This window comes from Pseudonocardia lutea (assembly GCF_042658055.1).
GTDB lineage: Bacteria > Actinomycetota > Actinomycetes > Mycobacteriales > Pseudonocardiaceae > Pseudonocardia > Pseudonocardia lutea.
Map to the genome: position 1 here is coordinate 1 of NZ_JBHSQK010000073.1, position 24234 is coordinate 24234.

Here is a 24234-nt window from a genome sequence, read left to right on the forward strand (position 1 = left end):
GTGCGCGAGGCACGGCCCGGTGCGCGAGGCACGGCCCGGGCGCGAGGCGTCGAGACCGACGTCGCACACCTCTCCGGGCGCCCCACAACCCGTGGAACCCACCGGCACACCCACGAGGGCGCTCGCACAGCCCGTCGACCGGGTGTGGCGCGCCCAATCGGGTGTGCCGCGCCCGGCGAGGTGCAGCACGCCCGGCGAGGTGCAGCACGCCCGGCGAGGTGCAGCACGCCCGGCGAGGTGCAGCACGCCCGGCGAGGTGCAGCACGCCCGGCGAGGTGCAGCACGCCCGGCGAGGTGCAGCACGCCCGGCGAGGTGCAGCACGCCCGGCGAGGTGCAGCACGCCCGGCGAGGTGCAGCACGCCCGGCGAGGTGCAGCACGCCCGGCGAGGTGCAGCACGCCCGGCGAGGTGCAGCACGCCCGGCGAGGTGCAGCACGCCCGGCGAGGTGCAGCACGCCCGGCGAGGTGCAGCACGCCCGGCGAGGTGCAGCACGCCCGGCGAGGTGCAGCACGCCCGGCGAGGTGCAGCACGCCCGGCGAGGTGCAGCACGCCCGGCGAGGTGCAGCACGCCCGGCGAGGTGCAGCACGCCCGGCGAGGTGCAGCACGCCCGGCGAGGTGCAGCACGCCCGGCGAGGTGCAGCACGCCCGGCGAGGTGCAGCACGCCCGGCGAGGTGCAGCACGCCCGGCGAGGTGCAGCACGCCCGGCGAGGTGCAGTACGCCCGGCGAGGTGCGGCGCGCCCGGCGAGGTGCGGCGCGCCGAGCGGGGTGTGCCAGCTCGGATCACGACGGCAGCTGGGCCGGCCGAGGCCGTGCTCCCGCGAGCACTCGTGGCCTCGGCACAACCGGAAGAGCTGGCCACACCCGGTCGACGGGGTGTGCGACTGATCTTGCGGGTGTGCCGCCGGGCCAGATCGGGTGTGCGAGGCACTACCCGGTGTGCGGCGACCTGTTAGGTGCGCGGCGCGGTCAGACCGGTGCCCGGGGCGCGGCCGAGGGAGAGGCAAGTCCCCGACCGGAGGGGTTGCCCGGCCGAGTACGGCGACGGGGCCGGCGCCCGAAGGCGCCGGCCCCGTCACTGACCGCGGTGGCGACTAGCGGTAGTCGCGGCCGAAGTCGTAGTCGTCCAGCGGGACCGCGGCACCGGTGCCCGTGCCGAACACGTCGGGGCTGTAGTAGCCGTCGTCGTAGCTCGGCAGCGCGTAGGCGGCCGCGCGGGCCTCCTCCGTGGGCTGCACCTGGATGTTGCGGTACCGGCTGATCCCCGTACCGGCCGGGATCAGCTTGCCGATGATCACGTTCTCCTTCAGCCCGACGAGCTTGTCGCGCTTCCCGTTGATCGCGGCGTCGGTGAGGATCCGGGTGGTCTCCTGGAACGAGGCCGCGGACAGCCACGACTCCGTCGCCAGCGAGGCCTTCGTGATCCCCATGAGCACCGGGCGGCCGGAGGCCGGCTCGTTGCCCTCGGCGACCACGCGCCGGTTCTCCGACTCGAACTCGCCCCGCTCGGCGAGCGCGCCGGGCAGGAACTCGGTGGCACCCGAGTCGATGATCGTGACCCGGCGGAGCATCTGCCGGACGATCACCTCGATGTGCTTGTCGTGGATGTCCACGCTCTGCGTGCGGTATACCTTCTGCACCTCACGCACCAGGTGCAGCTGCACCTCGCGCGGGCCCATGACGCGCAGCACCTCGTGCGGGTCCGCCGTGCCCTCGAGGAGCAGCTGGCCGACCTCGACGTGGTCGCCGTCCCGGAGCGGGCGCTCCTCGCCGTCGACCACCGTCATGGCGAGCCACTGCCGCTTCGACAGCTTCTCGTAGACGATCTCCTCGCCCCCGTCGTCCGGGATGAGGGTGATCTTCCAGAAGCGGTCGCCGTCCTCGATGCGGATGCGGCCGTCGACGTCCGCGATCGGCGCCTTGCCGCGCGGGACCCGGGCCTCGAAGAGCTCCGTGACACGCGGCAGACCGGTCGTGATGTCGTCGCCCGCGACACCGCCCTGGTGGAAGGTACGCATCGTCAGCTGCGTGCCGGGCTCACCGATGGACTGGGCCGCGACGATGCCGACCGCCTCGCCGACGTCGACCAGCTTGCCGGTCGCCATCGAACGGCCGTAGCACATCGCGCAGATGCCGGTGGCCGACTCGCAGGTCAGCGCGCTGCGCACGCGGATCTGCCGGACGCCGGCCGCGACCAGCGCGTCGAGCGCCGGGTCGCCGAGGTCGCCGCCCTTGGCCACGATCACCTGGCCGTCCGGCCCGGTGACCTCCTCCGCCGAGCACCGCGCGTACACCGACGTGCGGATGTAGCGGTGCGGGATGAGGCGCCCGTCCGCGGTCTCCTCCGTGACCGGCATGGTGACCGCCCGGGAGGTGCCGCAGTCGACCTCGCGCACGATGACGTCCTGCGAGACGTCGACCAGACGACGGGTCAGGTACCCCGAGTCCGCGGTCCGCAGCGCGGTGTCCGCCAGACCCTTCCGGGTGCCGTGCGTGGAGATGAAGTACTCCAGCACGGACAGGCCCTCGCGGAAGTTGGCCTTGATCGGGCGGGGGATGTACTCACCCTTGGGGTTGGCGACCAGACCACGCATACCGGCCAGCTGCCGGACCTGCGTCATGTTGCCCGCCGCCCCGGACTTCACGATCGTGGGGATCGGGTTGTCCTCGGGGAAGTTGTCCTCCATGGCCTTGGCGACCTCCTCGGACGCCTGGGTCCAGATCTTGACCATCTCGTCGTTGCGCTCCTGGTGGGAGAGCGCACCGCGCTGGTACCGCTTGTTGACCTGGTCGGCCTTGGCCTCGTAGCCGTCGAGGATCTCCTGCTTGTTCGGCGGGACCACGACGTCGTCGATCGCCAGCGTGACGCCGGACCGGGTGGCCCAGTAGAAGCCGGCGTCCTTGAGGCGGTCGAGCACCTGCGCGACCTCGGTCATCGAGTAGCGCTCGGCCAGGTCGTTGATGATCGCGGCCTGGCGCTTCTTCGGCAGCGGCTCGTTGACGAACGGGTAGTCCGCCGGGAGCAGCTCGTTGAACATGACCCGGCCGAGGGTGGTCTCGGCGCGCCAGACCTCCCCCTCCTCGAGCTCGGTGCCCGGGGTCGGCGTGACGCCGGGGAGCCGGATCTTGATCGGGGCCTGCAGGTGCAGCGTCTTGCGGTCGTAGGCCATGACGGCCTCGGCCTCGGAGCTGAACGACTGGCCCGCACCCGGCGCGTCGGGACGCTCGCGGGTCAGGTGGAACAGACCCGTGACCATGTCCAGACGCGGCATGGCGAGCGGGCGGCCGGACGCCGGCGACAGGATGTTGTTGCTCGAGAGCATCAGCACCCGGGCCTCGGCCTGGGCCTCGGCCGACAGCGGCAGGTGGACCGCCATCTGGTCACCGTCGAAGTCCGCGTTGAACGCCTCGCAGACCAGCGGGTGCAGCTGGATGGCCTTGCCCTCCACCAGCTGCGGCTCGAAGGCCTGGATGCCGAGGCGGTGCAGCGTCGGCGCGCGGTTGAGCAGCACGGGGTGCTCGGAGATGACCTCCTCGAGCACGTCCCACACCTGCGAGCGGCCGCGCTCGACCATCCGCTTGGCGGACTTGATGTTCTGCGCGTGGTTCAGGTCGACCAGGCGCTTCATCACGAACGGCTTGAACAGTTCCAGCGCCATCTGCTTGGGCAGACCGCACTGGTGCAGCTTCAGCTGCGGGCCGACGACGATGACCGAACGGCCCGAGTAGTCGACGCGCTTGCCGAGCAGGTTCTGGCGGAACCGGCCCTGCTTGCCCTTGAGCAGGTCGGACAACGACTTCAGCGGCCGGTTGCCCGGGCCGGTCACCGGACGGCCGCGGCGGCCGTTGTCGAACAGCGCGTCGACGGCCTCCTGCAGCATCCGCTTCTCGTTGTTGACGATGATCTCGGGCGCGCCGAGGTCGATCAGTCGCTTGAGGCGGTTGTTCCGGTTGATGACCCGGCGGTACAGGTCGTTCAGGTCCGACGTGGCGAAGCGGCCACCGTCGAGCTGCACCATCGGGCGCAGGTCCGGCGGGATGACCGGGACGCAGTCGAGCACCATGCCCATCGGCGAGTTGCCGGTGGACTGGAACGCGGCGACGACCTTGAGGCGCTTGAGGGCGCGGAGCTTCTTCTGCCCCTTGCCGCTGCGGATGATCTCGCGCAGCTTCTCGGCCTCGGCGTCGATGTCGAAGTTCTCCAGCAGCTTCTGGATCGCCTCGGCACCCATGGCGCCGGTGAAGTAGTCGCCGTACCGGTCGTAGAGCTCGCGGTAGAGCCCCTCGTCCGGGATCAGCTGCTGGACCTCGAGCTTGGCGAAGGTCGTCCAGATCTCGTCGAGCCGGTCGAGCTCGCGCTGGGCGCGGTCGCGGAGCTGGCGCATCTCGCGCTCGCCGCCCTCCTTGACCTTCCGGCGGACGTCGCTCTTGGCGCCCTCGGCCTCGAGCTCGGCCAGGTCGGACTCGAGCTTCTGGGCCCGGGCCTCGAGGTCCTGGTCGCGGCGCTGCTCGACCCGCTTGCGCTCCACGCTCATCTCGTTCTCGAGCGTGGACAGGTCCTGGTGGCGCAGCTCGCCGTTGACCGACGTGATCACGTAGGCGGCGAAGTAGATGATCTTCTCGAGATCCTTCGGCGCCAGGTCGAGCAGGTAGCCCAGCCGGCTCGGCACACCCTTGAAGTACCAGATGTGCGTGACCGGGGCGGCCAGCTCGATGTGGCCCATGCGCTCACGCCGCACCTTGGCGCGGGTGACCTCCACGCCGCAGCGCTCGCAGATGATGCCCTTGAACCGGACGCGCTTGTACTTGCCGCAGTAGCACTCCCAGTCCCGGGTCGGGCCGAAGATCTTCTCGCAGAAGAGGCCGTCCTTCTCGGGCTTGAGGGTGCGGTAGTTGATGGTCTCCGGCTTCTTGACCTCGCCGTGCGACCACTGGCGGATGTCCTCGGCGGTGGCCAGGCCGATGCGCAGCTCGTCGAAGAAGTTGACGTCGAGCAAGATGTGTCCTCAATCGTCGTTATGGCACTAGCGCTGCAGTTGGGGGGCGCCGGGGGGCCCTGTCGAGCAGGGCCCCCGGACGCCTCAGTTCACGACGTCGTCGACGGACATCGAGTCCGAGCCCGGGCGGCTGGACAGGTTGATGCCCAGGTTCGCCGCCGCGCGCTCGAGGTCCTCGTCGTCCGTGTCGCGCATCTCGATCGCGGCACCGTCGCTGGAGAGCACCTCCACGTTCAGGCACAGCGACTGGAGCTCCTTCAGCAACACCTTGAAGGACTCCGGAATGCCCGGCTCGGGGATGTTCTCGCCCTTGACGATGGCCTCGTAGACCTTGACCCGGCCCACCACGTCGTCCGACTTGATGGTGAGCAGCTCCTGCAGCGTGTAGGCCGCGCCGTACGCCTGCATCGCCCAGCACTCCATCTCGCCGAAGCGCTGGCCGCCGAACTGGGCCTTACCGCCGAGCGGCTGCTGGGTGATCATCGAGTACGGGCCGGTCGACCGCGCGTGGATCTTGTCGTCCACCAGGTGCGCCAGCTTCAGGATGTACATGTAGCCGACGGCCACCGGGAACGGGTACGGCTCGCCCGAGCGCCCGTCGAAGAGCTGCGCCTTGCCGTCCGGGCCGACCATGCGGTCGCCGTCCCGGTTCGGCCGGGTCGAGCCCAGCAGCCCGGTGATCTCGTGCTCCTTCGCGCCGTCGAACACCGGCACCGCGGTGTTCGTGTTCGGCGGCACGGAGTAGAGCTCCTCGGGCAGCATCTTCGCCCAGTCGGGGTTGCCCTCGACCTCCCAGCCGGACTTGGCGATCCACCCGAGGTGCGTCTCCAGGACCTGGCCGATGTTCATCCGTCGCGGCACGCCGTGCGTGTTCAGGATGATGTCGACCGGCGTGCCGTCCGGCAGGAACGGCATGTCCTCGGCCGGCAGGATCTTGCCGATGACGCCCTTGTTGCCGTGCCGGCCGGCGAGCTTGTCGCCGTCCGAGATCTTGCGCTTCTGGGCCACGTACACGCGGACCAGCTCGTTGACGCCGGGCGGGAGCTCGTCGTCGTCGTCCCGGGAGAAGACCCGGATGCCGATGACCTTGCCGTTCTCGCCGTGCGGCACCTTCAGCGAGGTGTCGCGGACCTCGCGCGCCTTCTCGCCGAAGATCGCGCGGAGCAGCCGCTCCTCCGGGGTCAGCTCGGTCTCGCCCTTCGGGGTGACCTTGCCGACCAGGATGTCGCCGGGCTGGACCTCGGCGCCGATCCGGATGATGCCGCGCTCGTCCAGGTCCGCGAGGACCTCCTCGGAGACGTTCGGGATGTCCCGGGTGATCTCCTCGGCGCCGAGCTTGGTGTCCCGGGCGTCGATCTCGTGCTCCTCGATGTGGATCGAGGTGAGCACGTCGTCCTGCACGAGGCGCTGCGACAGGATGATCGCGTCCTCGTAGTTGTGGCCCTCCCACGGCATGATCGCCACGAGCAGGTTCTTGCCCAGCGCCATCTCGCCGTTCTCGGTGCACGGCCCGTCGGCGAGCACCTGGCCCACCTCGACCCGCTGGCCCTCGTCGACGATCGGCTTCTGGTTGTTGCAGGTGCCCTGGTTGGAGCGCCGGAACTTGTTCAGCCGGTACGTCTGGCGGGTGCCGTCGTCCGCCATGACGGTGATGTAGTCGGCGCAGAGCTCCTCGACCACACCCGCCTTCTCGGTGACGACGACGTCGCCGGCGTCGACCGCGGCGCGCAGCTCCATGCCGGTGCCGACCAGCGGCGCCTCGGAGCGGAGCAGCGGCACGGACTGGCGCTGCATGTTCGCGCCCATCAGGGCGCGGTTCGCGTCGTCGTGCTCGAGGAACGGGATGAGCGCGGTCGCGACCGACACCATCTGCCGCGGCGAGACGTCGATGTACTCGACGCCCGTCGGCGGGATCAGGTCGACCTCGCCGCCCTTCCGCCGGACCAGGACGCGGTCCTCGGTGAAGGTGCCGTCGGAGTTCAGCGGCGCGTTCGCCTGCGCGATGACGAAGCGGTCCTCCTCGTCCGCGGTCAGGTAGTCGATCTGCTCGGTGACCCGGCCCTCGACGACCTTGCGGTACGGCGTCTGGATGAAGCCGAACGGGTTGACCTGCGCGAACGTCGACAGCGAGCCGATCAGGCCGATGTTCGGACCCTCGGGGGTCTCGATCGGGCACATGCGGCCGTAATGCGACGGGTGCACGTCCCGGACCTCGAAGCCCGCGCGCTCGCGCGACAGACCGCCCGGGCCCAGCGCGGACAGGCGCCGCTTGTGGGTCAGGCCGGCCAGCGGGTTGTGCTGGTCCATGAACTGCGACAGCTGCGAGGTGCCGAAGAACTCCTTGATCGCGGCCACGACGGGCCGGATGTTGATCAGGGTCTGCGGCGTGATGGCCTCGACGTCCTGCGTGGTCATCCGCTCGCGGACGACGCGCTCCATCCGGGACAGGCCCACGCGGACCTGGTTCTGGATGAGCTCGCCGACCGTGCGCAGGCGCCGGTTGCCGAAGTGGTCGATGTCGTCCGTCTCGACGGGGACGGTCGTCTCGCCGGACGGGTCGGACGCGGCCTTCATCGAGGTCTCACCGGCGTGCAGGCGGACGAGGTACTCGATGGTGGTGGCGATGTCCTCCTCGGTCAGCGTGCCGACCTCGGTGGGGACGTCCAGGCCCAGCTTCTTGTTGACCTTGTAGCGGCCGACCTTGGCCAGGTCGTAGCGCTTGTCCTTGAAGAACAGGTTCTCGAGCAGCGTCTGCGCGCTCTCGCGCGTCGGCGGCTCGCCCGGGCGCAGCTTGCGGTAGATGTCGAGCAGCGCCTCGTCCTGGCCGGCGGTGTGGTCCTTCTCCAGGGTGGCGAGGATCGTCTCGGAGAACCCGAAGCGCTCCCGGATCTGCTCGGCGGTCCAGCCCAGCGCCTTGAGCAGCACGGTGACCGGCTGGCGGCGCTTGCGGTCGATGCGGACGCCGACCGTGTCGCGCTTGTCGACGTCGAACTCCAGCCACGCGCCCCGGCTGGGGATGACCTTGACGGAGTAGACGTCCTTCTCGGTCGTCTTGTCGATGGCGTGGTCGAAGTACACGCCCGGCGACCGGACGAGCTGCGACACGACGACGCGCTCGGTCCCGTTGATGATGAACGTGCCCTTGTCGGTCATCACGGGGAAGTCGCCCATGAACACCGTCTGGCTCTTGATCTCGCCGGTGGTGTTGTTGGTGAACTCCGCGGTGACGAACAGCGGGGCGCCGTAGGTCATGTCCTTGTCCCGGCACTCCTCGACCGAGGCCTTGACCTCGTCGAAGCGCGGGTCCGAGAAGGACAGCGACATGGACCCCGAGAAGTCCTCGATCGGGGAGATCTCCGCGAGGATCTCCTCCAGACCGCCGACCGGGTTCTCGTCCCCCGCGTCGATGCGTCGCTGGAACCACGCCTCGTCCCCGACCAGCCACTGGAAGGACTGGATCTGCAGGTCGAGGAGGTCCGGCACCTCGAGCGGCTCGGCGATCTTCGCGAACGAGACTCGGGTGGGTGCGCCAGGGAAGTTCGGGTTCGCCGAGACGGCGCTCCCAGGGGTCGCAGTGGTCACGGTGGCGCGGGAGACAGCCAAGATGCGTCCTTCCGAGAACTACGCTCTCGTCTGGCGGGCACCGCCCCCGAGGCGCTACCGTTCCCGTCACCGCACCGGTTCCGGTGCTTGCGGCCGATCTGGCGACGTGTCGGGTGTGGCCGGGGAGCTGAACTCGCCGTTCGTTGTCAGAACGCCACGCTCCGACCAGGTCCGCCGAGCACCCTGGCGGACCTTCCGGTGTCCGGTCTCGACGACCGGCGGACTTCCGACAGCGTGCACGCCGAACCTGGGCGGAGGCAGCGCAAAGAGTCAGTCTAGCCGCGAAGGCAGCCGCTGTCGAGACACGTCGCTCAGCTCACCACCGGAGCCAAGCACCGTGACGTAAGAGTGACCCGGCAGGCGCACCGAGTCAAGACCGTACGCGTCGGTAAGTGGTCCCTCCCGGAGGACGACCGGCAGCTCAGGGCTGCCGGACCCCCGGTGGACCGTCGGTCGGCGGGACCCGCGGACCCCCCTTGCCGTCCGCCGCGCCGGACAGAATTCACTCGTCCGGAGGAACGGAAGGCGGGTTCGGACCCCGAGCCTACGCCCCATCCTCCTGACGGGGACGCGCGGCCACCGGCCTTGACTGCCGGGAACGGGCGCGACGACGATCGACGGCGATCATGCACCTGTCTCAGGACGCCGACGAAGGGGTCGACGCATGGCCGAGAACACTGTGCCGACAATGGGCGAGCTGCTGGGCGAGGACGCCCCGAAGAACTGGGGGAAGTGGGGTCCCGACGACGAGCTGGGCTGCCTGAACTACCTCGACGCCGGTGAGGTGCTGCGGGGCATCCGGCACGTGCGGTCGGGCGAGGTGTTCACCCTGCAGATCCACATGGGCCGCACCGAGAGCCCCGGGGACCCGATCTGGCCCGGCCGCAAGGGCATGTCGCGCAAGAACGAGCTCGACGAGTCCACCTGGGACGGCGAGGACGCCCCGGCGTTCCCCGGTGGGCTGCACTACGCCGACGACACCGCGCAGATCTTCCTGCAGGGCTCCACGCAGTACGACGCGCTCGGCCACGTCTGGTACGACGGGCAGCTGTGGAACGGCTACGACGCCCGCACCACGATCGGGGCGATGGAGAAGGCCTCGGTGCTGCCGATCGCGGAGAAGGGCGTGGTCGGGCGCGGGGTGCTCATCGACATGGCGCGCCACCGCGGCAAGCCGTGGCTGGAGAAGGGCGAGACCTTCGACCACACCGACCTCGAGGCCGCCGCGAAGAACCAGGGCGTGGACATCGAGCCGCACGACATCCTGGTGATCCGTACCGGGTGGATGAAGTACTGGTACGAGCTCGACGACCCGCAGAGCTTCTACGACGGGTTCGTCGAGCCCGGGCTGACCTACTCCCGCGAGCTGGTGGAGTGGTTCCAGCAGCGCGAGATCCCCAACCTGGTCACCGACACCATCGCCAACGAGGTCACCGCCGACCCCAACTCCGGGGTGGCGCTGCCGCTGCACTGCGCGCTGATGCGCAACCTCGGCGTCACCCTCACCGAGATCGCCTGGCTCGACGACCTGGCCGAGGCCTGCGCCGCCGACAACCGCTGGTCGTTCCTCTACGCCGCCGCCCCGCTCAAGGTCGTGCACGGAACGGGCGCGCCGGTCAACCCCATCGCCATCCGCTAGGAGACCCCGGTGTCCGTCTACGACGAGAAGCCCTGGCTCGCCCGCTACGACGAGGGCCAGCCCACCTCGATCACCCCCGAGTTCCCGGACATGCTGGCCCTGTTCCGGGCCACGCTCGAGCGGCACGGCGACCGCGACGCGATCCGCTACTTCGACGGCCGCATCACCTACCGTGAGCTCGACGAGCTGTCCGACGCCGTCGCCGCCGGCCTGCTGGACTCCGGCTTCTCGGCCGGCGAGCGGGTGGCGCTGTTCCTGCAGAACGACCCGCAGTACGTGATCGCGCTGCTCGGCACGTGGAAGGCCGGCGGCATCGCCGTCAACGTCAACCCGATGAACCGCGAGCGCGAGCTGCACCTGCTGCTCACCGACTCCGGGGCGAGCGTGCTGGTCACGCTGGAGAACCTGTACCGGGACGTCGCGTCGAAGGTGGTCGGCGACACCGCCGTGCGCACCGTGCTCACCACGAGCGAGCTCGACCACCAGACGCGGAACGACGAGCGCATCCTCGGCGGGGTCGAGCGGATCGGCGCGGTCGAGGGCACCGTGGACCTCGGCGAGCTCGTCGAGCGGTTCCGCGGGCAGCGGCCGCCGGCGGTGTCCTTCGACCCGCAGGACACGGCGGTGCTCACCTACACCTCGGGCACCACCGGGCCGCCCAAGGGCGCCATGAACACGCACGCGAACCTGGTGTTCAACTCGCAGACCTACCGCGGCTTCTGCGAGCTCGGGCCGGACGACGTCGTCCTCGGCGTCGCGCCGCTGTTCCACATCACCGGGCTGATCGGGCACGTCACGATCGCCATGCTGCTCGGCGCGCCGCTGGTGCTGTTCCACCGCTTCGAGCCGTCCGCGGCGATCGACATCATCCGCGAGGAGCGGCCGACCTTCACCGTCGGCTCGATCACCGTGTTCATCGCGCTGATGAACGCCCCGAACGCCGACCACGACGCGCTGAGCTCGCTCGGCAAGATCTGGTCCGGCGGGGCGCCGATCCCGCCCTCCACGGTCAAGGCCTTCCAGCAGGCCTTCGGCCAGTACATCCACAACATCTACGGGCTCACCGAGACCACCTCGCCCAGCCACTGCACCCCGGCGCACGCCGAGGCGCCGGTCGACGAGGCCTCCGGGGCGCTGTCGGTGGGCGTGCCCGTCTACGACACGGTCGTGCGGATCGTCGGCGAGGACGGCACGGACCTCCCGCCGGGCGAGGTCGGCGAGATCGTCACGACGGGCCCGCAGGTGGTCAAGGGCTACTGGAACAAGCCCGAGGAGACCGAGCGGGCGCTGCCGGGCGGGTCCCTGCACACCGGCGACGTCGGCTACATGGACGAGCGCGGCTGGTTCTACATCGTCGACCGCAAGAAGGACCAGATCAACGCGGGCGGCTACAAGGTCTGGCCGCGTGAGGTCGAGGACGTGCTCTACGAGCACGAGGCGGTGCGCGAGGCGGCCGTGGTCGGGGTGCCCGACGAGTACCGCGGCGAGACGGTCAAGGCCTTCGTCAGCCTGCGGGCGGGCAAGGAGGTCACCGCCGAGGAGCTGATCGCCTTCGCCAAGGCGCGGATGGCGGCCTACAAGTACCCGCGGCAGATCGAGTTCCTCGACGAGATCCCGAAGACGGTCAGCGGCAAGCTGCTCCGCCGCGAGCTGCGCGAGCGCGAGCAGTCCTGAGAAACGCACGAACGGCACTTCCGCAGCCGCGGAAGTGCCGTTCGTGACCCGCCGGTGCCGCCCCGTGGGCGGCGTGGCGGCGGGGATCAGGCGGCGCGATCAGGCGCTGGTCAGGCCAGCGAGACCTTCGCGCCCGCCTCCTCCAGCTTCGCCTTGGCGGCGTCGGCCGCGTCCTTGGCGACACCCTCGAGGATCGGCTTCGGGGCCGACTCGACGAGGTCCTTGGCCTCCTTCAGGCCGAGGCCCGAGACGAGCTCGCGGACGACCTTGATGACCTGGATCTTCTTGTCGCCGGCGGCCTCGAGGACCACGTTGAACTCGTCCTTCTCGGCCTCGGCCGGAGCGGCCTCGCCACCGGCGGCGGGCGCACCCGCGGCGGCGACGGCGACCGGGGCGGCCGCGGTGACCTCGAAGGTCTCCTCGAACTTCTTCACGAACTCGGCGAGCTCGATGAGGGTGAGCTCCTTGAACGCGTCGAGCAGCTCGTCGCTGGACAGCTTCGCCATGTCTGGCTCCTTCTGTGTGTCTGGGGTGGATCGGGTGGTGGAGCCGGTCAGCTCTCGGTGGGGGCGGCGGTGTCGTCCTGGCCGCCCTCGGCGGACGCGCCCTCGGCGGCCCGCTTGTCGGCCAGGGCCTGGGCCAGGCGGGCGACCTGCGAGGCCGGGGCGTTGAACAGGCCGGCGGCCTTGGCCAGGTTGCCCTTCATGGCGCCGGCCAGCTTGGCCAGCAGGACCTCGCGGGACTCGAGATCGGCGAGCCGCTCGACCTCCGCGCCCGAGAGGGCGCGGCCGTCCATGTAGCCGCCCTTGATCACCAGGCCCTTGTTGTCCCTGGCGAAGTTCTTCAGCGCCTTGGCGGCGTCGACCGCCTCGCCTGTGACGAACGCGATCGCCGTCGGGCCGGCCAGGAGCTCGTCCAGGCCGTCGAGGCCGGCGTCGGCCGCCGCCCGCTTCACCAGGGTGTTCTTGGCGACGCGGAAGCTGGCGTTCTCGCCCAGTGCGCGGCGCAGCTGGCTCAGCTGAGCCACCGTGAGGCCGCTGTACTCCGTGACCACCGAGGCGGACGCGCCCCGGAACCGGTCGGCGATCTCCTCGACCGCCGCCGCCTTGTCGGGTCGTGCCATGTGATGCCTCCTCTCGGGTGTCGGTGTGCCACCGCGTCCCGAGACCCCTGGAGACGACGAACGCCCCGTGCGCAGGGCACGGGGCGTGGAGTGCGGGCGCGTGTGCGCACCCGGGCTGCTTGCCTCGTCCTCCTGCGCGGGCCGCCCGCGGCTGCGGGGCCTTCGTGGGCACCGGCGGGGCCGGTGACCAGACCTGCGGTCTTCGGTGGAACCGTCGACAAGCATACGCACCCCGGCGACGCCCTCGCCGCCGGGGTGCCCGCCGCTCCGCGACGGTGCCCATGCGCCGCTACGCGACAGTGCCCATGCGCCGCTACGCGACAGTGCCGATGCGCCGCTACGCGACAGTGCCGATGCGCCGCTACGCGACGGCGACGTCCGCGATCTTCCAGGTGCCGTCGACGAGCTGCCCGGTCACCGTGAGCCGGCCCGCGGCGGCGACCTGCTGGCCCGCCTGGTCGCCCGCGGCGGCCCGGGTGGCCTGCTGGTCGAGGAAGACCACCAGCACGGCGCGGTCGCCCGTGATCGACTCGACGGCCGACTGCGAGATCGTCGCGGTGACCACCGCCTGCTGCTGCGGCGCGAGTGTGCGCACCTCGCCGAAGAGCTGGTCGAACTGCCGGCCGAACTCGGGCGTGATGACCTCGCGGGCCGCGGCCTCGTTCTGGTCGAGCCGGGTGTAGTCGTAGGAGTAGACGGCCTTCACCGCGTCGCCGAGCTGCTGGCTGACCTGGGTGGTGGCGGCCACGTCGACCAGGGCGGTGTTGCGGGCCGCGGGCGTGTGGGCCATGGTCCACCAGCTCACCCCGGCCAGGGCCGCCAGCGCCAGCGCGACGACCGTGACGGCGGCGAGGACCGTCGTGCCCCGCTTCGTCGAGGGCGGCGCCGGGATCCGCAGGAGGCCCGTGAGCCGCCGGGACCGCTCCCCCGCGCCGGAACCCCGCGCCGCCGCGTCGCGCGTGGTCGGGACGGCCGCGGTGTCCGGGTCGGGCCCCGGCTCGGCGTCGGGACCGGTCGCGGCGGCCGTGTCGGTGTCGGGGGCGGTGCCGGGGTCGGCGCCGGGGTCGGTGCCGGTGCCGGCTCCGGGGGCGGCGGTTGCCGCCGTCTCCGCGGTCTCCGGCTCGACCAGCGCGTGCCGGCTGTCGGCCCGGGTGACCTCGGGGCGGACCTCGGCCTCGGCGGCCTCGACCGGGCCGTCCGGGCGGCCGGTGTCCGGCCGGCCCGTGTCCGGACGGCCGGCGACGCGCGGGCGCCGCAGGCCGGTGGTGGCGCGGCGCCGGGTCGCGGTGGTGGGGGCGGGCTTGCGGGGCTGGGGAGACAGGGTGACCTCCTGGGGCCGTCGGTCGACCGGGTTCGGACGGGGCTGCCGGGCTGCCGGAGCCGCTCAGCCGCTCTGTCCGGGGGCGCGGACGGGCGCGAGCTTGCTGACCTTCCAGCCCTCGTCCGTACGGGTCATCTCGAGCTGCAGGCGCTGGCGGGTCGGGATGGGCTGCTGCCCGTCCGGGGTGACCGTGACGTCGACGCCCACCAGCACCCGTGCGATGCCGGCCGCGTCGTTCAGCTCGCTCACCGCCGCGTCGGACACGGTCGCGGTGGTGGTCCGCTTGGCCTGGGCCACGAACTGCGCGTACTGCGCCCGGTTGGTGCGGAACTCGTCGAGGACCGGCCCGGTGGAGGTCTGCTCCCACCGGTCCAGCCCGCCGTCGACGTCGTGCCAGTCCAGGGTGTTCAGGCTGATCGCGGACTGCCGGGCCGCGACGAGCACGTCGTCGCGCTCCTCGGCGAGCTTCCGGTCCCCGCTCAGCAGGGTCGTCAGCCACAGCACGCCGAACACGATCGCCGCGACGACCGCGACGGCGGCCGCGACCTGCAGCGCCCGCGGGCCGCCGAACCGCCTCGGCCCGCCCGAGGGTCCGGTGTCGGGCCGGACCCCGGCGCGTGCCGCGCTTCCTGTCGTCTCGGTCGTGCTCTCGGTGGTGCTCGCAGTCATTGCGGGACTCCATCCGGCCGTGGGGGGCGTCGGCCATCGGGGGTGTGGCGTTCCGGGAGCCGGCCGTCAGGCCAGGATTCCGGCGGGTGTTCCGAGGGGGAGCGGGGTCAGCGGTCGCGGGTCGTCGGAACCCGCCGGGAGCGGGAGCCCCGCGGACGGGTTGCCGGTCGTGCCGGGCTTGGCGCGGGGGGTCGTCGAGTGCGGTGCCGGGGGAGCGTTCTGGGCACCGCGGACGCTCGTCGGACTCCCCTGTGGCTCGGCACAGTACGCCTTCTTGTTCACGGGGATCTCCGTGACCTCGTCGCCGGCCCGGTGCTTGGTGCTCTGGTAACCCGCGACGCACGGGAACGGATCGAAGAAGTTCAGCACCAGGCCGAGGTGGGCGGTGCCGTCGTTGGGCGCCGCGGTGTAGCCGTTGGCCATCACGCCCGGGTACGTCACCAGCAGCTGCTGGAGGTTGGACTGCCGTGGCTCGGCGATCCGGGAGACCGTCAGCAGGTTGGCGACCGTGGTCGACAGCCCGGCGCCGCTCTCCCGCAGCAGCCCGCGGATCTGGTCCGCGGCCTCCGGCGCGGTGTGGATCAGCCGCCGCAGGTCCGGGTCGGACTCCTTGAGCTGCTCGGCGAGCAGCTTCAGGCCGGCGCTGAAGTCGGCGAACTGGCCGGCGACCTCGTTCTGCGTAGTCAGCACGGTCCGGCCGTCCCGCAGCAGCGCGGTGGTCTGCGGCAGCGCGTCCGTGGCCGCCTTCGTGAACTCGCTGGTGGTGTCGAGCAGCTTCTGCAGCGGGACGCCGCTGTTGGCGAAGCCCTTGCCCAGCTCGTCGACGACGGTGCGCAGGCTCTCCAGCGGCACCGACCGCACGAACCCGTCGAGGCTCGACACGACCTGGTCCACCTGGACCGGGGTGCTCACCCGCGACACCGGGATGACGGAGCCGGACGCCAGGTCCGGCCCCGAGTCGCTCGCCGGCTGCAGGTCGACGTACTGCTCGCCGATCGCCGACAGGTTGCGGACGGCGGCCGTGACGTCCGCGGGGATCTCCGGGCCGCCGCGCTCGAGGTCGAGCCTGGCGTCGACGCCGTCGGCGGTCAGGGTCAGCGGGCCGACCCGGCCGACGCTGACGCCCCGGTAGGTGACGTCGGCGCCGGTGAAGATGCCGCCCGAGTCGGCGAGCTTCATCGTGACCGGGTAGGTCGTGGCGCCGAAGATCGCACCGAAGTTCGCGTACCGGAAGCCGGTGTACCCGACGCCCAGCACGGTGACCAGCAGCAGCGCGAGGAGCTGCCACCTCATGGTGCGGGTGATCACCGGCCACCTCCGAGGAGTCCGCCGAGGAGACCGCCGCCGCCGGACCCGCCGCCCGTGCCGCCGGCGCCGCCGCCGGGGGTGCCGCTGCCGTCCGTCGGCGGCGTCGGCACCGCGCTCGCGGTGGGCGCGCTCGTCGGCGGCGGGTTGTCCGGGTCGGCCTGGCCGAGCGGGGTCTCCGCCGGGCCGAGCAACGGCAGGGACGGCTGGTCCGGGTTGCCGCCGAGCAGCGGCGACAGCAGCTGCCCGACCGGCGGGAGCTGGTTGAACAGGGGCGTGTCCGGGGTCGGGAAGGGCTGCTTCGACCGCAGCAGGTTGTCCAGCAGGGTCGTCGCGTCCAGGTCCGCCCGGACGTAGAGGTTGGCGTAGTCGCCGGCGAACGCGTCGACCGCGGCGTCGGTGAACGGGAAGCTGCCGATCAGCTCCAGCGAGTTCGGCAGGTCCTGCCCGGACTCGGCGAGCTTCGCCAGCGTCGGCTGCAGCGCCCGCAGGTCGGCGAGGACGTCGTCGCGGCTGCGGTTGATCGTGTCGGTGGCGGTGCCGGAGAGCCGGTCGAGCGCCTGGAGCATGTCGACCAGCTGGCCGCGCTGGCGTTCCAGCTCGGCCAGGCCCGGGCCCAGGTTGTCGAGCGCGTTCGCGATCTGCGGCCGCCGGTCGTTCAGCGTGGCGGACAGCCGGTTGAGCCCGTCGAGGGCGCGGGTGATCTCGCCCTTGCGGTCGTCGAGCGCGCTCACGAGCGTGTCCAGGTTGTCCAGCAGCGCGCGGATCTGCGGCTCGCGCCCGTCGAGGGCCTTGTTCAGCTCCGTCGAGATCGTCTTGATCTGCGCGACGCCGCCGCCGTTGAGCAGCATGGACAGGGCGCCGAAGACCTCCTCGACCTCGACCGCGCGGCCGGCGCGCTCGATCGGGATGGTGGCCCCGTCGGCCAGGGTGCCGGTGCCGCCCTGGGCGGGTGCGGCCAGCTCCACGAACTTCTCGCCGAGGAGGCTGGTGGTGCGCACCCGCGCCTCGGCGTCGGCCGGCAGCGTGACGCCCCGGTTGACCGCCACGGTGACCCGCGCGTTCCAGGTCGCCGGGTCCACGTTGATGGACCGGACCGTGCCGACGCTGACGTCGGCCACCTTGACCAGGGACTGCGGTACCAGGTCGACGACGTCGGGGAACTCGATCGTCACGTCGTACGGGTCGTCACCGAGGTCGGCGCCACCGGGGAGCTCGACCCCGCGCAGCCCGCCGGAGAACACCCCGCAGCCGCTCAGCGCGACCGACGCGGCGGTCACCAGGACCGCCAGCCTGGCCGCGAGCCTCGTCCGCCTCACGACCCACCTCCGAAGAGCTCCGAGAAGAACCCGCCGACACCGCCGCTTGACTCCTGCTGTTGCGGGGCCGGCGCGGACGGGGCGGTGGTGGTCGGCGCGGCCGGGGCGGGGGTCTCTTGCCCCGGGACCACGGGGGCCGGCTGCCCGGCCTGCGGCGCCGCCGGGTCCTGCGGCACGAGCGGCACCGACGGGAGGGCCAGGCCCGGCACGGGCGGGGTCTGGCCGCTCGTCAGTGCACTGAGGACCTGCGCCGGGGTCGGCAACGACTTCACGTCCGGCAGTGCGGCGCACGTCGGCGCCAGCGGCTTGAGCGGATCCGGCGCTCCGGTCTTCAGCAGGTCGCAGAGGAAGTAGATCGGCGGCCGGCTGAGCTCGTTGATGTTCGCCCGGGTGTCGAGCGTGCCCGAGGAGCCGTTGTAGGTGTTCGCCAGGTTCGAGATGCCCAGCGGCGCGACGTCGAGGATCTCGGTCAGCGCCCGCTGCTGGTCCACCAGCACCTGGGTGACGTCGGCGAGCCGGTCGACGTTCGAGTGGATCGTCTCCCGGTTGTCCCGGACGAACCCGGCCACGTCGCCGAGCGCGACGGACAGGTCCTTGATCGCGCCGCCCAGGTCCTCCCGCTCGCCGGCGAGGAACCCGGTGACGTCGGCCAGCCGGCCGTTGAACTCCCGCACCTTCGCGTCGTCCCGGGCCAGGGTCTCGGTGAACTTCTGCAGCTCGGTCACGGTGCCGAACAGGTCCTCGCTCGAGCCGGCGAGGGTGTTCGACAGGTTGCCGAGGCCGCGGATGGTGTCGTTGAGCGCCGGGCCGTTGCCGGCCAGGTTCTGCGCGCCGACGTCGAGGGCCCGGGAGACCGCGCCGGTGGAGTTGGCGCCCTGCGGGCCGAGGGCCTGCGAGAGGTCCGTGGCCGCCTTGGCCAGGTCGTCGACGCCGAGCGGGACGGCCGTGCGCTCCAGCGGGATGGTCGCCCCGGCCTCGAGCTGGGGCGCGCCCTCGGCGACGGTCGGGAACAGCTGCACGTAGCGGCCGGTGACCAGGCTCGGCGAGACCACCGCGGCCTTGGCGTCGGGCGCGAGGTGCACCTTCGGGTCGGTGAGGGTCATGTCGACCTTCACCTGCGTGCCCTGCGGCGTGATCGAGTCGATGTGGCCGACGGGGACGCCGAGCACGCGCACGTCGTTGTCCTCGAACAGCGCCGAGGCGTTGGTGAAGTAGGCCGTGATCGTCCGGCCGCCCGCGTTGCCGACCAGCCAGATGCCGGTCGCGACGAGCACGGCGACGATCGAGACCAGGGCCGTGATCTGCAGCGCGCGGCGGTCCGCCGCCCAGGAGCCGACCATCAGCAGCCTCCGGGGTTCAGCGGGCCGATCGTCGGGATCGGGAGCAGCCCGCAGATGTAGTTGTCGAACCAGCGCCCGTTGCCGACGGCGTTGGTGAACAGCCGCACGAACACCGCCTCGTTCTTCAGCGTGTCCGCCAGGTCGTCCTGGTGGCGCTGCAGCACCTCGGTGACGCGGTCGAGGGTCTCCAGCGTGGGCCGCAGCTGGTCGGAGTTGTCCGCGACCAGGCCGGACAGCTGCCGGGAGAGCAGCCGGGTGCCGTCGAGCAGCCGGTCGATGGCGTCCTTGCGCTGCTGCAGCTCCGAGAGCAGCAGGTTGCCGTCCGAGAGCAGCGTGTCGAAGTCGCCGCGGCGGTCCGCGAGGATCGACGACAGGTTCCGCGCCCCGGCGAGGAGCTGGCGGATCTGCTGGTCCCGGCTGGAGATCGTGGTGGAGAGCCGGGACAGGCCGTCGAGGGTGCCGCGGACGTCGTCCGGGGTGTCGGAGAACGTGTCCGACAGCGTGCGCAGGCTGTCCGCCAGCTGGTTCGTGTCGATCTGGTCGATCGTCCCGGTCAGCCCGTTGAACGCCTCGACGACGTCGAAGGGCGAGAGCGTGCGGTCCCGCGGGATCGGCGTGCCCGGGTCGAGCTCCTGGTCGCCCTGCGGGTCCAGGGCCAGGTACTTCGAGCCGAGCAGGGTGGCGATCTCGATGGACGCCGAGGTCCGGTCGCCCACCCAGGCGTCGTCGACCCGGAAGGCGACGTCGACGTGGTCGCCCGCGAGCTCCACCGACGTGACCCGGCCGACCTCGACGCCGGCCACGGTGACCCGGTCGTCGGCCTGCAGGCCGGCGGCCTCGCCGAACTCGGCGTGGTAGGTCGAGCCGCCGAAGATCGACGGGGCCTGGAAGGCGACCACGGCGAGCACGGCGATCAGCACCAGCCCCGTGATCGCGAGCGGGACCGGGCGGCGCGCGCCGGTGGCGGCCATCAGCGGTCACCTCCGGTCGGGATCGGGCCGAAGATCGGCAGGGCGGGGGCGTTCTCGGGCAGGCCGTTCGGCAGCACGCCGTTCACGAGCTGCTCCACGGCGGGCGGCACACCCGGCACCAGCGGTGCCAGCTGGCCCTCGACGCCGTCTGGGTCCGGCCCGCACCGTGGTGCGTCGGAGTGGAACACCGGGATCTCAGTCCGCGGGACGAGGTCGCCGAGCCCGACCGAGCCGGACAGCCCGCACAGGTAGAACTGGAACCAGCTGCCGTAGCTGGCGGCGCGGCTGATCTTGTTCAGCTTGTACGGGCTGAACTCCAGCAGGTGCTCGAGCGTGGGCCGCGCCTGGTCGAGCTGGCCGGCGAGGTCGCCGAGCGCCCGGATGTCCGCCTGCAGCGGCGGGCGGGCTTCCGCGACGAAGCCGCCGGTGACCTGGGTGAGGTCGGCGATCGAGGAGATCGCGTCGCCGATCGGCTCGCGGTCCCGGGCCAGCCCGGAGACGAGCTGCTGCAGCGAGGTGATCAGCTGGTTCAGGTTCTCGTCGTGGCTGTTCACGGTCTGCAGCACGCCGTTGAGGTTGTCGACGACCTGCCCGACGACCTGGTCGCGGTCGGCGATGGTGCTCGTCAGCGAGGCGGTGCTGGCGAGCAGGCTCTCCACGGTGCCGCCCTCGCCCTGCAGGGTCGAGACGATCTCCTGCGACAGCTTGTTGACCTGCTCCGGGTCGAGGCCCTGGAACAGCGGCTTGAACCCGTTGAACAGCGTGGTGAGGTCCAGCGGCGGGCGGGTCTGCTGCACCGGCAGGGTGCCGCCCGGCTCCAGCCGGCCGCCGCCCCCGGCTCCCTGCCCGAGCGACAGGAAGCGCTGCCCGATCAGGTTCTTGTAGAGGATCGACGCGGTGGCCGAGGCCGGCACGGTCAGCGCGGAGTCCACGCTGAACTCGACCTGGGCCTGCCGCCGGTCCACGATCTCGATCTTGTCGACGGACCCGACGACCACCCCCGCGATCCGCACGTCGTCGCCCTTCAGCAGGCCGTTGACGTCCGTGAAGCGGGCCGAGTACGTCGTCTTGTCGCCGCCCTGGCTGTTCGCGATGGTCAGCGCGAGCACCGTGGTGGCGAGTGCGGTGACCAGCGCGAAGGCCAGGAACTTGGTGAGCGGTCCGACCGGGATGCGGCTCATGCGATCCGCACCTCCGCCCCCCGGTAGAGCGGGCCGACCAGCACGCTGCCCCAGCCGGGCACGTCGGCCGGCGCGCTGCCGGTGCGCGCCGCGACCAGCTCGGCGACCTGCTGCTGCTCACCCCTCGAGTTGGTGATGCCCATGTCGTACGACGCCGGCCTGGCGCCGGCGTGCGTGTTCGGGCTCCACTCGAAGCCGGGGACCAGGTCCCACGAGTAGGTGCCGTCGAACGTGCCGTAGTCCTCGACCCCGAACTTCCCGGGCGGGCCGATCGGCTGGCCCACCGGCGGCGGCGGGGGGACCGAGCCGTCCCGGAACGGACCGTCCGGCGGGTACTGCGGGCCGGGCCGGATGATCGGGTAGCAGCGCGGGCCTCGGTCGTCGGAGTACGCCGGCTCGTCCTGGTTGGGGACGTACTTGCCGTTGCTCGCGACGATCTCCAGCGTGATGTGCACGCCCGGCTCGTTCGTGCCCTTGCCGAACACCTGGTCCAGGTACGGGATGAGCCGGCTGGCCTGCTGGAAGAAGCAGGGGAACTCCGGCGCGTAGCGCGCCAGCGTCTCCAGCGTGGGCCGGCTGGACGCGGCCAGCCCGATCAGGTTGTCCTTGTTCGCGTCGAGGAAGGCCCGCAGGTCGTCCGACGCCCCGGTCACCGACCGGTACAGGTCCCGCAGGTTCTGCGACTGGTCGACGACCGTGCGGCTGGTGACCGTGAGGTCGTCGAGCGCGTCGAGCAGGTCCGGCGCGGCGTCGGACAGGTTCTCGGAGAAGTCGGCGAGCTGGGTGATGTCCTCCTGCAGGTCCGGGATGGCCGGCTGCAGGCCCGCGGTGAGGGTGTCGAGCTGCTCGAGCGTCTGCCCGAGCTGCTCGCCGCGCCCGGCAAGGGCCTGGGACAGCGCGCCGAGGGTGGTCGCGAGGTCCTGCGGCTTCACGGCCTGGAGCAGGGGGAGCAGGTCGTCGAGCACCCGCTCGACCTCGATGCCGGCCACGCTGCGGTCCTCGCGGATGGTGTCGTGGGCGGCGAGCCTGACGCCGTCGGAGCGCTCCGGCGGCACCAGGGACACGTACTTCTCGCCGAAGAGCGTCTTGGGCAGCAGCCGCGCGGTCACGTCGTCCGGGATCCGGTCGATCAGGTCCGGGTCCATGGACATCGTGATGGTGGCGCCGTCGCCGTCCGTGGCGATCTCGTCGACGGTGCCCACGATCAGGCCGCGGATCTTGACGTCGGCGCGCTCGTTCAGCTGCGTGCCGACCCGGTCGACCTTCAGCGTCACCGGGACCCCGGAGCGGAACGCCCCGGCGTACTGCGCCACCGCCAGGCCGATCAGCAGCGCGATCACCAGGAGGAAGACGACGCCGAGGGTCAGCTTCTTCGTGTCGTGCGTCCTCATCCGGCGACCCGCACCGAGGTGGAGGTGCCGAAGAGCACGAGGGTGAGGAAGAAGTCGAGGATCGCCGTGCTGACGATCGAGAGCCGCACCGCCCGGCCGACCGCCACGCCGACGCCCGCCGGGCCGCCCTTGGCGTGGTAGCCGTAGTGGCAGTGGATCAGGATGACCATCGTCGCGAAGATGATCACCTTGAGGTACGAGGCGAAGATGTCCCCGACCGGCAGGAACAGGTCGAAGTAGTGGTCGTACGTCCCGCCGGGCAGCCCGTTGATCACCGTGACGTTGATGCGGGCCGCGGCGAAGCTCGCCAGCAGGCCGATCGTGTACATCGGGATCACCGCCAGGATCCCGGCGATCACGCGCGTGGTGACCAGGAACGGCACGGACGGCACCGCCATGACCTCGAGCGCGTCGACCTCCTCGGAGATCCGCATGGCGCCGAGCTGGGCGGTGAAGCCGGCGCCGAGGGTCGCGGTGAGCGCCGAGGCGGCGACCAGCGGGGCGATGTCGCGGGTGGTGAAGTACGCGGTGATGAAGCCGGTCAGGGCCTCGACGCCGAGGGAGTCCAGCGCGCGGAACCCCTGCAGGCCGACCAGCGAGCCGACGAACAGCGACAGCGCGGCCATCACGCCCGCGGTGCCGAGGATGACGATCAGGGCGCCGGAGCCGAAGCTGACCTCGGCCAGCAGCCGGAAGATCTCCTTCGGGTAGCGGCGCAGCGTGCGCGGGACCCAGGCGATGGCGCGGGCGTAGAGGCCGAGCTGCTCGCCCAGCTCCTCGAGCTGGTCGACCGGCCGGCGCACCAGCGAGCTGACTCGGGCCACTTCAGATCCCCTTCGGCGGGACGAGCTCGAGGTAGAGCGCGGTGAGGACCAGGTTGATCAGGAACACCAGGACGAAGGAGATGACGACGGACTGGTTCACCGCGTCGCCGACGCCCTTCGCCCCAGGGGGCGGGTTGAGGCCCCGGTAGGCCGCGACGATCCCGGCCGTGAACCCGAACAGGGCCGCCTTGACCTCGCTGACGACGATGTCGCTGACCTGCGCGATCGCCGAGAAGCTCGCGATGTACGCGCCGGGCGTGCCGCCCTGGATGATGACGTTGAAGAAGTAGCCGCCGCCGACGCCGACCACCGTGGCCAGGCCGTTGAGCACCAGCGCGGTGGTGGCCATCGCGAGCACCCGCGGGACCACGAGGCGCTGGATCGGCGAGATGCCGAGCACCTCCATGGCCGCGATCTCCTCGCGGATGGTGCGGGCGCCGAGGTCGGCGCAGACCGCGCTGCCGCCGGCGCCGGAGATCAGCAGGGCGGTGACGATCGGGGCCGCCTGCTGCACGATCGCGAGCACCGATCCCGCGCCGGTCTGGCTCTGCGCGCCGAACTGGCGGGTGAGCTCGGCGAGCAGCAGCGCGATCGTCGCGCCGAACGGAATCGTGAACAGTGCCGTGGGCAGCGCGGAGACCTTGGTGACGAACCAGGTCTGCTCGACGTACTCGCGCAGCTGGAACGGCGGGCGGAAGGTCTGTCTCACGATGTCGACGCCCAGCCCGAACAGGCGCCCGACGGGGGTGAGGGCGCGGGTCAGGGGGCTGGGGCCGGCCTGGGGAGCGGACACGGCGTGGGGTCCTTGTCTCCACGGCAGCGGGGGGCTGCGCGGGGGCGGTGGGGAGCAGGTTCGCGGGTGGTCCGTGGGGCGGT

General features: G+C 71.5%; 16 protein-coding genes. 2 read left to right on the forward strand and 14 right to left on the reverse strand.

What is annotated here, in order from left to right:
* Window positions 1-1095: 1095 nt before the first annotated feature.
* The gene (locus ACFQH9_RS24715; RefSeq protein ID WP_379569462.1) at window positions 1096-4998 is read right to left on the reverse strand and encodes a DNA-directed RNA polymerase subunit beta'; all 3903 of its coding nucleotides are present in this window, start codon (window positions 4996-4998) and stop codon (window positions 1096-1098) included.
* Window positions 4999-5082: 84 nt separating this feature from the next.
* Window positions 5083-8601: a DNA-directed RNA polymerase subunit beta gene (rpoB, locus tag ACFQH9_RS24720; protein ID WP_379569464.1), complete on the reverse strand. Its 3519-nt coding sequence runs from the start codon at window positions 8599-8601 to the stop codon at window positions 5083-5085.
* Between the two features lie 664 nt (window positions 8602-9265).
* On the opposite strand from rpoB, the gene ACFQH9_RS24725 reads away from it, so the two are divergent.
* A complete protein-coding gene (locus tag ACFQH9_RS24725; protein WP_379569466.1) occupies window positions 9266-10240 on the forward strand; it encodes a cyclase family protein in 975 nt (324 codons plus the stop codon).
* A 9-nt stretch (window positions 10241-10249) separates the two neighbouring features.
* Window positions 10250-11914: a class I adenylate-forming enzyme family protein gene (locus tag ACFQH9_RS24730; RefSeq protein ID WP_379569468.1), complete on the forward strand. Its 1665-nt coding sequence runs from the start codon at window positions 10250-10252 to the stop codon at window positions 11912-11914.
* A gap of 110 nt (window positions 11915-12024) precedes the next feature.
* Here the strand turns inward: ACFQH9_RS24730 and rplL are convergent, their stop codons facing one another.
* The 12 genes from rplL to ACFQH9_RS24790 all read right to left on the reverse strand — a co-directional run bounded on the left by rplL (window position 12025) and on the right by ACFQH9_RS24790 (window position 24151).
* Window positions 12025-12420, reverse strand: coding sequence for a 50S ribosomal protein L7/L12 (gene rplL / locus ACFQH9_RS24735; RefSeq protein ID WP_358203617.1), 396 nt, complete (start codon window positions 12418-12420; stop codon window positions 12025-12027).
* A gap of 47 nt (window positions 12421-12467) precedes the next feature.
* Window positions 12468-13037 carry a 50S ribosomal protein L10 gene (rplJ, locus tag ACFQH9_RS24740; protein ID WP_379569471.1) on the reverse strand — a complete coding sequence of 190 codons (570 nt, stop codon included), beginning with the start codon at window positions 13035-13037 and terminating at the stop codon, window positions 12468-12470.
* Window positions 13038-13398: 361 nt separating this feature from the next.
* Window positions 13399-13842, reverse strand: a complete 444-nt coding sequence (locus ACFQH9_RS24745) for a hypothetical protein (protein WP_379569473.1) — start codon at window positions 13840-13842, stop codon at window positions 13399-13401.
* A gap of 579 nt (window positions 13843-14421) precedes the next feature.
* Complete coding sequence (locus tag ACFQH9_RS24750; RefSeq protein ID WP_379569475.1) at window positions 14422-15027, reverse strand: hypothetical protein; 606 nt, start codon at window positions 15025-15027, stop codon at window positions 14422-14424.
* Window positions 15028-15093: 66 nt separating this feature from the next.
* On the reverse strand, window positions 15094-16335 hold the full coding sequence (locus ACFQH9_RS24755) for an MCE family protein (protein ID WP_379569477.1): 1242 nt from the start codon (window positions 16333-16335) through the stop codon (window positions 15094-15096).
* Entirely contained in the window at window positions 16332-17651 is a 1320-nt protein-coding gene (locus ACFQH9_RS24760) for an MCE family protein (protein WP_379569479.1), read from the reverse strand. Before ACFQH9_RS24760 ends, ACFQH9_RS24755 begins: the two co-directional genes overlap by 4 nt.
* On the reverse strand, window positions 17648-18991 hold the full coding sequence (locus tag ACFQH9_RS24765; protein ID WP_379569481.1) for an MCE family protein: 1344 nt from the start codon (window positions 18989-18991) through the stop codon (window positions 17648-17650). The genes ACFQH9_RS24760 and ACFQH9_RS24765 overlap by 4 nt, the downstream gene beginning before the upstream one ends.
* A complete protein-coding gene (locus ACFQH9_RS24770; protein WP_379569483.1) occupies window positions 18991-19962 on the reverse strand; it encodes an MCE family protein in 972 nt (323 codons plus the stop codon). Before ACFQH9_RS24770 ends, ACFQH9_RS24765 begins: the two co-directional genes overlap by 1 nt.
* A complete protein-coding gene (locus ACFQH9_RS24775; RefSeq protein ID WP_379569485.1) occupies window positions 19962-21143 on the reverse strand; it encodes an MCE family protein in 1182 nt (393 codons plus the stop codon). Before ACFQH9_RS24775 ends, ACFQH9_RS24770 begins: the two co-directional genes overlap by 1 nt.
* Window positions 21140-22534, reverse strand: a complete 1395-nt coding sequence (locus ACFQH9_RS24780; protein WP_379569487.1) for an MCE family protein — start codon at window positions 22532-22534, stop codon at window positions 21140-21142. Before ACFQH9_RS24780 ends, ACFQH9_RS24775 begins: the two co-directional genes overlap by 4 nt.
* A complete protein-coding gene (locus tag ACFQH9_RS24785; protein ID WP_379569489.1) occupies window positions 22531-23358 on the reverse strand; it encodes an MlaE family ABC transporter permease in 828 nt (275 codons plus the stop codon). Before ACFQH9_RS24785 ends, ACFQH9_RS24780 begins: the two co-directional genes overlap by 4 nt.
* Window position 23359: 1 nt before the next feature.
* On the reverse strand, window positions 23360-24151 hold the full coding sequence (locus tag ACFQH9_RS24790; protein ID WP_379569491.1) for an MlaE family ABC transporter permease: 792 nt from the start codon (window positions 24149-24151) through the stop codon (window positions 23360-23362).
* Window positions 24152-24234 lie beyond the last annotated feature (83 nt).